Genomic DNA, 12891 nt, shown 5'->3' with positions numbered 1-12891 from the left:
TGTCCGGGCTGACAGGCACGGGTCCGGCGTGGTCGCTGGCGGCCATCGCGCTGGCCGCCGGGCTGGGGGCAGCCCTCGTGGCCTACAGGATCTTCCGGCACCGCGCTTCGCACCGCACGGCACTCTGGGGGATCGTCTTCCTGGCGGCATTCCCGGTGGCGCCAGTGCTGCAGGTGCCCTACGCCGAATCCCTCAACCTGCTGCTCCTTGGCGCCGCGCTGCTGCTGGTCATGGAGCGCCGATACCTGTGGGCCATGCCCGTGGTGCTCCTCATGTGCCTTTCCCGGCCCACCGGGGTCCCGTTTGCGGTGATGATGGGGCTGTTGTTCCTCTACCGCCTCTCGCAGCGCGTGGCAGCGCGGCCCCCGCGCGGGGTTCCCGTCCACACCAACGCGCAGCTGTGGTCCCTGGCCGGGCTGACAGCCGTCAGCGGGATCGGTGCGTTGCTGTGGCCGGCCATCGCCTGGGCCGCAACCGGCGATCTCGGGGCCTACACCAAGACCGAAACCGCATGGCGCGGCGATGACCTGGTGCCGTTCAAGCCATGGTTCGACACCGGCATTATGCTCTTCGGGCCGACGCTCGGAGTGCTGGCGCCTMTCGTGTTCGTGGCCGCCTTCACGCTTTTTATGATGTCGCGGCCCGTGGTTGCGCTRGGCGCTGAACTGAGGCTCTGGTGCTGCTGCTACATGGGTTACCTGCTGGCCTTCCTGCAGCCGCAKACCAGCACGTTCCGGATGCTGCTGCCGCTGTTCCCGCTCGCCCTCAGCGCCGCACTGCTCTCGCGCTCCCGCGCCTACCGGGGAGCCGTGGTGGTCATGTTCGTCCTGCTGCAGATCGTCTGGATTGTGTGGCTGTGGGCGTGGGCGCCGCTGCCGGGCGGAGGGGACTATCCGCCGTGACCCACAGCACCATATCGCGTTGCCGCCCCCGGCTTTCCGGGGCGCGCTGGAAAGTCCAACGATTAGCTCCGGGCGCATTGTTACGCGATAATAGAGGATAAGCAAGGACAAGAAGCACACTGAGTTTAATCGCGAGCGGTTTGATGGCAAGCGGTTGATTCGCAAACGGTTTATTCGTAAGCGGTTGTGAGCGGGTCTGTCACGGCGGCCTCCTGGAGCGTTGCCGGACGGCTTGATYGACCAAGCGGACGCAGCCCGGCCGGGCTGGTATGTCAGGGACTAATGGAGGGGATATTCCTTATGGCGGCAATKAAACCACGCACCGGCGACGGCCCTATGGAAGTGACGAAAGAGGGACGAAGCTTGATCATGCGTGTTCCGCTCGAAGGCGGGGGGCGGCTCGTGGTCGAGCTCAACGCTGCTGAGGCGACAAACCTCAAGGAATGCCTCGTCGGCGTCACCGAATAGCTTCATACCAAGAGCTTCGCAAGAGGGCGGGGTCCCAGCCACCAGGCTGCGGACCCCGCCTTTTCTGCTTTTGCGTCTCCTGTTTGTGCGTCTTCTGATTGTGCGTCTTCTGATTGTGCCTGGCGCGTGGTTCCTGCCGCTTACTTCTTGACGGCGATGAGCAGGCCGTCGCCGGTGGGCAGCATGGCGGAGGCGAGTCGGTCGTCGTCGCGGATGGACTTGCCGATCTGGCGGAGCACCACGGTGGTGGCGTCCCGGGCGGCCGGGTTCGCCACACGGTCCTTGTCGAGGGCGTCGTTGACGATCAGCAGGCCGCCGGACTTCAGCAGCCGCACGGCCTKCTCCACGTAGCTGGGGTAGTTCGGTTTGTCGGCATCGATGAACACGAGATCGTAGGCCCCGTCCGTCAGCCGCGGCAGGACGTCGCCGGCGCGGCCCGAAATGGTGCGCGTGCGGTTGGCAGGGCTGCCGGCTTCCTGGAACGCTTCGCGCGCCGCCTTGAGGTGTTCGACGTCGACGTCGATCGTCGTCAGGACCGCCTGCGGACCGAGCCCCCGGAGGATGCATACGCCGGACACCCCGGCGCCGGTGCCGATCTCCACCGCCGTCTGTGCCTTGGACGCTGCTGCCAGCACCGTCAGCACGGCACCCACGCCGGGACCGATCGGAGTCACGCCAAGCTCGAAGGACCGTTCGCGCGCGTGCAACAGGACCTCRTCCTCGGCAGGCAGATCTTCTGCGTAGGACCAGCTCGTGGACTTATCGGCGCTCATGGGTAATCGCTTTCTGGGCGGCAGGGGAGTACTCCCTACAGCGTRCTGTGTCCGGCGGGACGCGACACGGAGGCGGCGGGGCCGTGGCCCCGGCAKGCGGGCAGGCGATCCACCTCGGGCAGACGTTCTGCCTTCGGCGGAAGACTGCGTCGCGTCAGGAAATTCCCAGCTTATTTTGAAATGATGGTTATCCGCTCATCCGCGTGGTGATCGGCGTCGAATGAAGAGTGCAGGAACCTGCGCGAGCAGGCACCGTTCAGGCGTAGGTACCATCCATGAGGGGAGCGGACGATGTCGGTTCTGACACCTGTCCCGGCAACTGAGGCAACTGATCCAACCGGCCAGCCCGGCACCGCGGCGGAAGCCGAATGGGTACGGCCCACCTGGGAGGAAGTGGTGACGAACCACTCCGCCAAGGTCTACCGCCTTGCGTACCGGCTGACCGGAAACAAGTACGACGCCGAGGACCTCACCCAGGAGGTGTTCGTCCGGGTGTTCCGTTCGCTGGAGAACTTCAGGCCGGGCACCCTGGACGGCTGGCTGCACCGGATCACCACGAACCTTTTCCTGGACCAGGCCCGGCGCAAGAGCCGGATCCGCTTTGACGCCCTGGCTGACGACGCCGAGTCGCGGCTCCCCGGCCGGGAACCCGGTCCGKAGCAGAGCTTCGAATTCAACAACCTCGACGTCGATGTTCAGGCCGCGCTTGAAGAACTGCCCCCGGACTTCCGGGCCGCCGTCGTGCTGTGCGACCTCGAGGGCCTGTCCTACGACGAAGTCGCCGCCGCGCTGGACATCAAACTCGGCACCGTCAGGTCCCGCATCCACCGCGGCCGGACGATGCTGCGCGAAAAGCTCGCGCACCGCGACCCGCGCCCTGCACAGCAGGCCAAGCAGTCCCTCAAGCCGCGGCTCAAAATGCCGCGCATCGCCGGCCTCCTCTGAAGCGGTCCATGGGTCTACTGAAACGTTTGCTGGGCGGTTCCGGCTGCAGGTTTTCGGGCAGGACCGGCCGTAGCCGCATCGGCGCCACCCGGAAGCTGTCCGCCGGCCACCACGATCACATGGAGACCTGCGCCGAATGCCGCGCCCGGCAGCAGCGCGAGCGCCAGTACCTGGAGAGGCTCCGCGGCGCCGCCGTGCCCGAGGCCAGTGAKGACCTGACCGCACGGMTCCTGGCACGGACCGAGCAGTTGGCCGCCGAGCGCGCAGCCGCAGAAGGCACAGACTCAGCACGAGCTGATACGGCACCCGCGGACACGGAAGGCGCGGAATCGGCTTGGGCGGATGCAGCGCCGGGAGGCACGCATCAGGCGCCAGGGCGTTTRCCCGCAGAAGACGTCACGACAGATCGGCCAGGGACGGACCGGCTGCTTGGCGGTTGGCCGGCGGAGGCCGCGCATCCCCACGGCGGCCGCCGCCGCGGCCAGCGCTTGCCCGCACTGGCGGCTGGAGGGGCCGTGGCTGCCCTCGCCCTCATGGCCGGCACCGCATACTTCATGGGAGGCGACGCCACGGTCCTGGCCGACGGCGCAGAGACCTCCAAACTCTCCCACCCTGACACCGCAGGGCAGCTCGCCACCGGAGAGCCGCTTGCCACAGGGAACCTGTCTGATGTCGCCGGGTCCAGCGCAGGCGGAACCGGCACCGCCGGCGTCCCGGGCGACGCGGGAAGCGGACCCCGGGTTGGACTCGGCCCGGGCGGCGAGCCCGACTTCACCCCGGCCGGGGCGTTGAGCGCCGGGCAGCTTGCGTCCCTACGGGCGCAGGGATGGACATGTCCGGAACTGCGGGACCTCGGATTCCACCTGATGTGGGCCCGGGCCGGTGTCATGTCCGGGGACGAGGTCCTGGAGCTTCGCCTCACGGACGGCCAGCACTTCGCCACGGTCCTCGAACAGCACGATTCCGCGCCGCGGGTKCCCGGAACGCCAGCGCCACCGGCCCGGGCGGATGCTTCGCCAATCAACGTGCTGACAGGCCACACCGCCATGGCGGACGGTTTCACGGTGGCCAAGGYCGGCGCGGCCGCCGCCCCTGAAGCCGGGTCCGACGCCGGGTCTGACKCCGGGTCTGACGCCGGGTCCGGGGACAATGCGCTCTGGGTCAACCCTGGCCCGCCCTACCGGGCCATCTACCAGACCACCGCGGCCACCTACACGTACGTGTCGGATCTGCCGGCCGACCAGGCCGGCGACGGCGCTGCCGCCCTCACCCGGATAAGCAGCCGAGCCTCGGATCCCGCGTCACGCGACGGAATCCCGGAACGGATCGAGSGCGGGCTGAGCCGAATCCTGGAGCACCTGGCCCCGTGAGGCCGCAACGGGGTCGACATCGCAGGCATCCCGACTTCGCGAAGTCGTCGCCAGCCCGAACGAGAGGGTAATCTTCCTAAAGTGCTTGGAATCAATGGACCGGAGTTCTTACTTCTGCTGATCATCGGCCTTCTGGTGATTGGTCCCAGCAGGCTGCCCGAATACACCCAGAAACTTGCCAATATCGTCAAGGAAGTGCKCCGGATGGCGTCGKGGGCACGGGAACAGATCAAGGAAGAAGTCGGCATCGATATCGATGAGGTCGACTGGAAGAAGTATGACCCCCGGCAGTACGATCCGCGCCGGATCATCAAGGAAGCACTCCTGGAGGACGACACCAAGCCGGTGAGCTCCGGGGCGCCCGTGACGGTTTCCGCGGCTGCGGCCGCTACGGCCGTCGCCGAACACCRCCCGGCCCGGGTCTTTGAGCGGCTGCCCGCGGGCGAATCAGCGCCCTTCGACTCAGAAGCGACCTAGGACCTCACGCGGCGCCGCCGAATATGCGGCGCGGCCCGAATGATCCTGCCCCGGTCTGCGGGCGCCAACAGCGGCGCCAGCCGTCTGCCTCAACCTGCAGCACCAGTCAGCGTGGCTGCAGACCCAGTGGCATGCCATTGAGCCCGCGGGGCACCGACGCCAGCTTCCCGGCGATCCCGGCCAAGGCTAGAGCAGCCGGCGTCTCGGGACGCCCCAGCACGAGCGGCATCCCGGCATCTCCGCCCTCACGCAACAGGACTTCGAGGGGAATCTGGCCCAGCAATGGGACGTTCTCACCCACGGTGGCGGAGAGGCGCTCGGCGAGCACGGCGCCGCCGCCGCTGCCGAACAGTTCCATCCTGCYGCCGTCGGGCATTTCAAGATAGGACATGTTCTCCACGACGCCGGCCACGGTCTGGCCGGTCTGGGTGGCGATCGCCCCGGCCCGCTCGGCAACATCCGCGGCAGCCGCCTGCGGGGTGGTCACGACCAGGATCTGGGCCTTGGGCAGCAGCTGGGCGACGGAGATCGCGATGTCGCCCGTGCCGGGCGGCAGGTCCAGGAAGAGGGCGTCGAGGTCCCCGAAGTACACGTCCGTGAGGAACTGCTCCAGCGCCCGGTGCAGCATCGGCCCGCGCCATGCAACGGGCTGGTTTCCGGTGACGAACATGCCGATGGAGATGACCTTGACCCCGTAGGCGACCGGCGGCAGGATCATGTCGTCCACCCGCGTGGGGGCCTGGGTAATGCCCATCAGCGCCGGGACGGAGAAGCCGTATACGTCCGCGTCCACGATCCCCACGCGGAGCCCCTGGGCGGCCAGCGCGCACGCCAGGTTGASCGTCACCGAAGACTTGCCCACCCCGCCCTTGCCGCTCGCGACCGCGTACACCTTGGTCAGGGAGCCGGGGGCGTTGAACGGGATGCCGCGMTGGMCGCCGGAGCCGCGCAACTGTTCTTTGAGGGCGTCGCGCTGTGCCTGCGTCATGACTTTCAAGTCAACATCGACGCCGGTGACGCCCGGGACGGCGGACAGGGCAGCTTCGGCGTCCGCGGTGATGGTGCCGCGCAGCGGGCAGCCCGAAATGGTCAGAAGCACCACAAGCCGCACCCTGCCGCCGTCGGAGATCTGCACCGACTCCACCATGCCGAGTTCGGTGATGGGGCGGCGGAGTTCAGGGTCGATCACAGTGGCAAGTGCCGCGTGCACTGCCTGTTCCAGCGGGGTGCTCATGCGGGCGATGCTCAGCTTTCGGGGAAGGTGCGGTGTGCAGGCAGGCGGGCGGGGTCGGCAGCATCCGCAGCATCGGCAGTGAAGCTCGACGGCGGGTTCGCGGAGGGGTTCAACGGCGGGTTCGCTTTCCGGTCCTCCTGCGCGGTGTCCCGCTTGCCGCCGGTCTTGACGCGGGGGATCTGCTGGGTCCGGGGCCCGCGCTGCTTGTCGCGACGCTCTTTCAGCTTCTCCTTGACCTTGTCCCGCGGGGTCTCGTGGGCACCGGCAGAAGGATCATGCGTGCGCAGTTCCTCCTGCGCTTCCAGCATGTCCTCCAGCAGGCTGCGCAGCTCGGCGCGGACGTAGTCGCGGGTGGCGACCTCGCGCAGCGCGATGCGCAGGGACGCAAGTTCCCGGGTCAGGTACTCGGTGTCGGAGAGATTGCGTTCAGCCCGCTGCCGGTCCTGCTGGAGCGAGACCTTGTCCCGGTCGTCCTGGCGGTTCTGCGCGAGGAGCAGCAGCGGGGCGGCGTAGGAGGCCTGCAGGGAGAGCATGAGGGTCAGCAGGGTGAAGCCCAGTGCCCGTGAATCGAACTGCCATTCAACGGGGGCCCACGTGTTCCAGCCCAGCCAGAAGACACAGAACACGGTCATGTAGAGCAGGAACTGCGGGGTGCCCATGAAACGGGCGAAGCCTTCCGTGGCATGGCCGAAGGCGTCCGGGTCGGGACGGAAGTTGGGCAGGATACGTTGCCGGCCGCTGAGGGGCGTGTCCAGGCCGCCGGAAGCCCTGCTGCCGGGGCGGACGTTGGAGGTCCGGGGGGCGGTGGGATCAGCCAATGCGGCCTCCAAGCTTCCTTATCGGGGCGTCGTCCTCGTGGGCGCGCCAGTCGTCCGGCAACAGGTGATCAAGCACGTCGTCAACAGTCACCGCCCCCACAAGCCGTCCGTCCGAGTTGACCACGGGGAGCGAATTGAGGTTGTAGGTGGCCAGGGCCCGGGCCACCTCACTGATATGGGCCTGGTCGGAAACCGGTTCCAGGCTCTTGTCCACGAGGTTGCCCAGCGGCTCGGGCGGCGGGTAGCGCAGCAGCTGCTGGATATGCACGACGCCGAGGAAACGCCCGGTGGGGGTTTCCAGCGGTGGACGGGCCACGAAGATCGAGGACGCGAGCGCGGGGGAAAGTTCCTCCCGGCGGACGTGGGCGAGTGCCTMGGCTACGGTTGCCTCCGGGGGAAGGATTACCGGAACCGGCGTCATGAGGCCGCCGGCGGTGTCCTCGTCGTATTCGAGCAGGCGGCGGACGTCCTCGGCACCTTCGGGTTCCATCAGCTGCAGGAGTTCCTCGGCCTGCGCGCTGGGGAGTTCGGCGAGGAGGTCGGCGGCGTCGTCGGGATCCATTTCCTCCAGGACGTCGGCGGCGCGGTTGATGTCCAGCGCGGAGAGGATCTCCACCTGATCGCCTTCGGGCATCTCCTGCAGGACATCGGCGAGCCGTTCGTCCTGGAGCTCACTGGCGACCTCGAAGCGGCGTTTGTCGCTCATTTCCTGGAGTGCTTCGGCGAAGTCGGCCGGCTTGAGGTCCTCGTGCGTCGCCACGAACTGGGTGGCGGCCTGGGGCTCGGTCTTGGCGCCCTGCTGGGCATCGGCCCAGTCGATGATCATGGTTTCGTTGCGGCGCAGCCGGCTCAGCGGTGAGAGGGAGTGGCCGCGGCGTACGAAAAGCTTGCTCACGAACCAGTCGCCCGAGCGGTGCTTGTCCATGGCGATGTCTTCGATGGTCGCGTCGCCGCTGCCGTCCGCGAGGGTCACCCGGCGGTCGAACATTTCAGCGACCACAAGGGTTTCCGCACCGCGCTGTTCGAAGCGGCGCAGATTKACCAGGCCGGTGCAGATGATCTGGGTCTGGTCGATGGACGTAATCCGGGTCATCGGCACAAACACGCGCTTCTTCCCGGGGACTTCGACGACGATGCCCACCACGTGCGGGGCGCCCCTGGTTCCGCGGGAGAGCACCACGACATCGCGCAGCCGCCCCAAACGGTCGCCCAGCGGGTCAAAGACGTCCAGTCCGAGGAGGCGCGCGACAAACACCCGCGAAAGATTCGTGCTCACTCATACAGGCTACCCAGTCTGCTCTCTTTTAGCTGAATTTCCAGCCGTATACCAGCCGGATGGGTGAGAATGGGCGTATGTCAAACATTTTTGGTGCTCCCAGGGCCGGTGCCCMCAACGGCTCGGACGAGGCCCGCGCCGTCCCGAGAGGCGACGTCGTCGGTTCCTACAACTCCTACCTGGATGCCCAGAAGGCGGTGGACTACCTGGCTGACCAGCAGTTCCCCGTGCAGATGGTGTCAATCGTGGGCAACGATCTGAAGATGGTCGAGCGGGTGACCGGCCGCCTGACCTATCCTCGGGTCGCCTTGTCCGGCGCCCTCAGCGGCATGTGGTTCGGCCTCTTCGTCGGCGTCATGCTCTCGTTCTTCTCCACGACCCCCGGGTATTTTTCGATTGTGACGTCCGTGCTGATGGGCGCMGCATTCTTCATGCTGTTTGGCATCGTCACCTACGCCATGCAGCGCGGCAAGCGCGACTTCACCTCAACCAGCCAAGTGGTGGCGACCAACTATGACGTGGTGGTCTCCTTCGAGGCTGCCGGCGAAGCGCGGCGCCTGCTCCACCAGTTGCCCATGACGCCGCATGACGCCTCCGGCTACCCGCAGCACGACTACCGGCCCCAGGAACCCCAGCAGCACAAMCCGCAGCAGCCAGGCCCGCAGCAGCCAGGCCACCTGGGCCAGGTACCCCAGCGCCCGGCGGGGTGGAACGATCCTTACGGCCAGAGGACGCCGGAGCCCGGTAGTGAGCCGGCCGGACAGTACCAGGGCGGCCAGCCCCAGCAGGCCGGGACCCCGGGCCACGCCCCGGCGKCMCCCGGCACGGAKGAAGAGCCGGCCCGCCCGGCAKGCCGGGTCTCCGGCGTGACCTACCCCGACCTCCCGGACGGTCGCCCGCAGTACGGGGTCAGGGTCACGGACAGCGACAAGCCCGCGCCGGGTCACGACGGCCAGCAGCACTAACTCGCGGCCAAGGAAAGCTTCGGAAGAGGCCTCCACGAGGCAAGCCGCGAAATAAGCCTCAGAAGAAGCTGCAGGTGCAGAAAAAGGGAGGGTCCCAGGGACCCTCCCTTTTTCTGCGCTTCGTCCGGCTTGTCCGCCGGACGGACGTTACGGCGTCTGGCCGTCGAATTCCAGGTAGATGCCCGCCATCCAGGACTCGACGTCGTCCGCCTTGCGCGGCAACGCAGCGCTAAGGTTGACGGGGCCGTCGGCCGTCATGAGGATGTCGTCCTCGATCCGGACGCCGATGCCGCGGTATTCCTCGGGGATGCCGATGTCCTCGTTCTTGAAGTACAGGCCGGGTTCGATCGTGAACACCATTCCGGGGGTGAGCACGCCGTCGAGGTACAGGTCCCGCTTCGCCTGTGCGCAGTCGTGGACGTCGAGGCCGAGGTGGTGGCTGGTGCCGTGCGGCATCCACCGGCGGTGCTGCTGCCCTTCGGCGCTGACGGCTTCCTCCACGGAGACGGGCAGGAGGCCCCATTCGGCGAGCCGCTCCGCGAGAACGGTGGTGGCTGCGGTGTGGATGTCCCGGAATTTGGTGCCCGGCTGGGCGGCTGCGAAGCCGGCGTCGGCGGCGTCGAGCACTGCCTCATAGACCTTGCGCTGGATCTCGGTGAACTTGCCGTTCGCCGGCAGGGTGCGGGTGACGTCGGCCGTGTACAGGGAATCGGCCTCGACGCCGGCGTCCAGGAGCAGCAGTTCACCGGCCGTGATCTTTCCGGTGTTMCGGGTCCAGTGCAGGATGGTGGCGTTGTTGCCGGACGCGGMGATGGTGTCGTAGCCGAGCTCGTTGCCGTCCTCGCGGGCCCGGGCGAAGAAGGCCCCTTMCACGACGCGCTCGCCACGGTGGTGGGTCAGCGCCCGCGGGAGTGCCTTGACGACCTCCGTGAAGCCTGCCACGGTGGCGGCCACAGCGGTCTTCATCTGTTCGATTTCCCACTCGTCCTTCAGCAGGCGCAGCTCGGAGAGGGCCTCACTGAGCTTCTCGTCCAGGGCATCGAGGACGCTCAGGTCAAGGTTGTCAGGATCCTTGGCCGTGTTGTAGCGGGCGGTGTCCACGAGGGCGTCGATGTTCTCGTCTACCTTGCGGACCAGCCGGATGGAGATGCCGCCGATCTCGGGCGCACCGACGTTCTTGGTGATGGCGAGTTCGAGTTCGCTGATGTCCGCGGTGTCCAGCCCGAGCCTGGCCTTGAACTCGGCCAGGGTGGGGCGTGCGCCGATCCAGAACTCCCCGGAGCGGGAGTCGGCGTAGAACTGCTCGGTGTCGCGGCCGGCCAGCGGGCGGAAGTACAGCGTGGCATGGTGGTTGCCGCCGTCGTCGCCCGTGCCCTCGGCCACCGGTTCCAGGATCAGGACCGCATCGGGCTCGTGGTCCACGCCGAGGCCGGTGAGGTGCGCGAAGGCCGAGTGCGGCCGGAAGCGGTAGTCGCAGTCGTTCGAGCGGACCTTCAGCGGACCGGCGGGGATGACCAGGCGTTCCCCTTTGAACTGGCCTGAAATGGCGCGGCGCCGGGCTGCTGCGTGGCCGGCGACGGCGTCCCGCTCGGGGAGCTGCTGTGTTGCCGGCGCCCAGTTGCTGGCCATAAAAGCCTTGAAAGCGTCGGAACTGGGCCGCTGCGAGCGGTTGTTGACGCGCTCTTCTAGGGGCTGGGAAGCGGAGACTTGGGTGTTATCTGCATCGTTCACCGTCCAATAGTCTCACCAGCGCCGAGGCTTAGGCCAACGGCGCGCTMCCGCTGCACAGCAACTGCAACGCGCGGGCGCGGGGCTAGACGCGCGGGGCCGGGGCTTTGGACCGGGCCATCTACTAGGCTGGTKAGGTGAGAATTGACCTGCATGCGCACTCGAACGTTTCCGACGGCACCCAGGCGCCGGCCGACGTCGTTGAGTCCGCTGCCGGTGCCGGGCTGGACGTCGTCGCCCTGACCGATCACGACTCCACGGACGGGTGGGCGGAGGCCGCCGTCGCGGCCCGGAAAGCGGGGGTCGCCCTGGTCCCGGGCATGGAGATCTCCTGCCGGACCCGGGAAGGCATCAGCGTCCACCTGCTGAGCTACCTGCATGACCCGGCCCACCCCGGACTCCTTGAGGAAATCACCAAGGCCAAGGACGCCCGGCACACGAGGGCCCAAAAGATGGTCACCCTGCTGKCCGAGGACTACCCGMTGACATGGGACGACGTGATMCACCACGTCGCGCCGGGCGCCACCCTCGGCCGCCCGCACATCGCTGACGCCCTCGTGGCCGCAGGCGTGGTGGAGGACCGGGCCGAGGCMTTCAGCTCCATCCTCACCTCACACTCGCGCTACTGGGTCCAGCACTACGCGCCGGATCCGGCGCTCGCCGTCGAACTGGTCCGGGAAGCCGGCGGCGTGCCGGTTTTTGCGCACCCCGTCGCGTCCGCCCGCGGACGGATCGTGGGGGAGGGGACGTACCGGGAAATGATCGACGCCRGGCTGGCCGGCCTGGAAATCTACCACCGGGACAATCCCGAGGAGGGCAGGGTGTTCCTGCGCCGCATCGCCGAACGGTACGGCCTGCTGGTCACCGGGTCCTCGGACTACCACGGCGCCGGGAAGCCGAACCTGCTGGGGGAAAACCTGACCYCGCCCGAAGTCTTTGCCCGGATCGAGGAACTGGCCACCGGCTCGGCCGTGGTGCGCTGAGCCCTTCCCGAACCTGATTGCGCTATCACTTGGGGTCGCTCAGAGGCCCGGTTAGCCGCCACAAGTGATGGCGCATCGCGACCAAAGGCGGGCGGGACCGGGGGTCAGGCCCCGGGGTCCGGCGGGAACGCGGTGAACTGCGCTTTCGCGGCCAGTCGTTTGGCCATCACGTCGACGGCCGCTTGATTCTGGTCCACGCACACGAACCTGCGGTCCAGCTTCGCCGCCACTGCGCCGAGCGTGCCGGAACCGGCGAAGAAGTCCAGGCACCAGTCGCCCGGCCGGCTTGAGGCCGCAACCACGCGCCGGATGAGGCCTTCCGGCTTCTGCGTCGGGTAGCCGGTCTTTTCCTTGCCCGTCGGCGAGACGATCGTGTGCCACCACACGTCTGTGGGAAGCTTGCCGAGCTCGCGCTTGGCGGGGGTGACGAGACCGGGCGCCATGTAAGGCTCACGGTCCACCTCGGCGCTGTCGAAATGGTACTTCGCCGGGTTCTTGACGTACACAAGAATGTTGTCGTGCTTGGTGGGCCAGCGGTACTTGGCCMGTGCACCGTAGTCGTACGCCCAGATGATCTCGTTGAGGAAGCATTCGCGGCCGAAGATCGCATCCAGCATGACCTTCGCGTAGTGCACCTCGCGGTAGTCCAGGTGCAGGTACAAGGTGCCGTCGTCGGCCAGGAGCCGCCAGGCCTCCACGAGCCGGGGCTCGAGGAAAGACCAATAGTCGCTKAAGGCGTCGTCGTAGCTGTGCAGCGCGCCCTTGATGGTGTCGTAAGACCGGCCCTTGAACCCGACGCGGTCACCCTCGCCGCCGGCGTTGAGGACCATCCGGGTTTCCTGGCGCCGCTGCACCCGGCCCGTGTTGAAGGGCGGGTCCACGTAAATCAGTGTGAAGGCGCMGTCCGGCAGCGTGGGGAGGTATTCCGCGTTGTCCGCGTGAACCACCAGGT

Annotated in this window: 13 protein-coding genes; 7 read left to right on the top strand and 6 right to left on the bottom strand. The window is 67.5% G+C overall.

Features of this window, described 5'->3' with window-relative positions:
• On the top strand, positions 1 to 902 hold a 902-nt coding region (locus tag AC1DBQ_RS16620), incomplete at its 5' end, for a hypothetical protein (protein WP_476929557.1).
• Positions 903 to 1202: 300 nt separating this feature from the next.
• A complete protein-coding gene (locus AC1DBQ_RS16615; RefSeq protein WP_476929556.1) occupies positions 1203 to 1370 on the top strand; it encodes a DUF3117 domain-containing protein in 168 nt (55 codons plus the stop codon).
• 140 nt (positions 1371 to 1510) lie between these two features.
• On the opposite strand, the gene AC1DBQ_RS16610 is transcribed toward AC1DBQ_RS16615, so the two are convergent.
• Positions 1511 to 2143 (bottom strand): O-methyltransferase, encoded by a 633-nt coding sequence (locus AC1DBQ_RS16610; RefSeq protein WP_476929555.1) that lies wholly within the window; start codon positions 2141 to 2143, stop codon positions 1511 to 1513.
• Positions 2144 to 2434: 291 nt separating this feature from the next.
• Between AC1DBQ_RS16610 and sigE the strand changes: the two genes are divergently transcribed.
• The 3 genes from sigE to AC1DBQ_RS16595 all read left to right on the top strand — a co-directional run bounded on the left by sigE (position 2435) and on the right by AC1DBQ_RS16595 (position 4935).
• Complete coding sequence (gene sigE, locus AC1DBQ_RS16605) at positions 2435 to 3088, top strand: RNA polymerase sigma factor SigE (RefSeq protein WP_476929554.1); 654 nt, start codon at positions 2435 to 2437, stop codon at positions 3086 to 3088.
• 515 nt (positions 3089 to 3603) lie between these two features.
• The gene (locus tag AC1DBQ_RS16600; RefSeq protein WP_476929553.1) at positions 3604 to 4458 is read left to right on the top strand and encodes a hypothetical protein; all 855 of its coding nucleotides are present in this window, start codon (positions 3604 to 3606) and stop codon (positions 4456 to 4458) included.
• 81 nt (positions 4459 to 4539) lie between these two features.
• Positions 4540 to 4935 carry a twin-arginine translocase TatA/TatE family subunit gene (locus tag AC1DBQ_RS16595; protein ID WP_476929552.1) on the top strand — a complete coding sequence of 132 codons (396 nt, stop codon included), beginning with the start codon at positions 4540 to 4542 and terminating at the stop codon, positions 4933 to 4935.
• Positions 4936 to 5041: 106 nt separating this feature from the next.
• Here the strand turns inward: AC1DBQ_RS16595 and AC1DBQ_RS16590 are convergent, their stop codons facing one another.
• Genes AC1DBQ_RS16590 through AC1DBQ_RS16580 form a run of 3 tightly spaced genes read right to left on the bottom strand, consistent with a single transcriptional unit; the run spans position 5042 to position 8263 of the window.
• The gene (locus tag AC1DBQ_RS16590) at positions 5042 to 6169 is read right to left on the bottom strand and encodes an Mrp/NBP35 family ATP-binding protein (protein ID WP_476929551.1); all 1128 of its coding nucleotides are present in this window, start codon (positions 6167 to 6169) and stop codon (positions 5042 to 5044) included.
• 11 nt (positions 6170 to 6180) lie between these two features.
• On the bottom strand, positions 6181 to 6987 hold the full coding sequence (locus AC1DBQ_RS16585; protein WP_476929550.1) for a DUF1003 domain-containing protein: 807 nt from the start codon (positions 6985 to 6987) through the stop codon (positions 6181 to 6183).
• Positions 6980 to 8263, bottom strand: a complete 1284-nt coding sequence (locus AC1DBQ_RS16580) for a magnesium transporter MgtE N-terminal domain-containing protein (RefSeq protein ID WP_476929549.1) — start codon at positions 8261 to 8263, stop codon at positions 6980 to 6982. The genes AC1DBQ_RS16585 and AC1DBQ_RS16580 overlap by 8 nt, the downstream gene beginning before the upstream one ends.
• A gap of 77 nt (positions 8264 to 8340) precedes the next feature.
• On the opposite strand from AC1DBQ_RS16580, the gene AC1DBQ_RS16575 reads away from it, so the two are divergent.
• Positions 8341 to 9228, top strand: coding sequence for a YflT domain-containing protein (locus AC1DBQ_RS16575; RefSeq protein ID WP_476929548.1), 888 nt, complete (start codon positions 8341 to 8343; stop codon positions 9226 to 9228).
• 147 nt (positions 9229 to 9375) lie between these two features.
• On the opposite strand, the gene AC1DBQ_RS16570 is transcribed toward AC1DBQ_RS16575, so the two are convergent.
• A complete protein-coding gene (locus tag AC1DBQ_RS16570; RefSeq protein ID WP_476929547.1) occupies positions 9376 to 10959 on the bottom strand; it encodes an aminopeptidase P family protein in 1584 nt (527 codons plus the stop codon).
• 134 nt (positions 10960 to 11093) lie between these two features.
• Between AC1DBQ_RS16570 and AC1DBQ_RS16565 the strand changes: the two genes are divergently transcribed.
• Positions 11094 to 11939 carry a PHP domain-containing protein gene (locus AC1DBQ_RS16565; protein ID WP_476929546.1) on the top strand — a complete coding sequence of 282 codons (846 nt, stop codon included), beginning with the start codon at positions 11094 to 11096 and terminating at the stop codon, positions 11937 to 11939.
• 104 nt (positions 11940 to 12043) lie between these two features.
• Here AC1DBQ_RS16565 and AC1DBQ_RS16560 read toward each other — a convergent pair whose 3' ends face one another.
• Positions 12044 to 12889 carry a DNA-methyltransferase gene (locus AC1DBQ_RS16560; protein WP_476929545.1) on the bottom strand — a complete coding sequence of 282 codons (846 nt, stop codon included), beginning with the start codon at positions 12887 to 12889 and terminating at the stop codon, positions 12044 to 12046.
• Positions 12890 to 12891 lie beyond the last annotated feature (2 nt).

Source organism: Arthrobacter sp. 10T413_2, from assembly GCF_056394205.1.
This window is presented reverse-complemented; position numbering and strand designations above follow the sequence as displayed.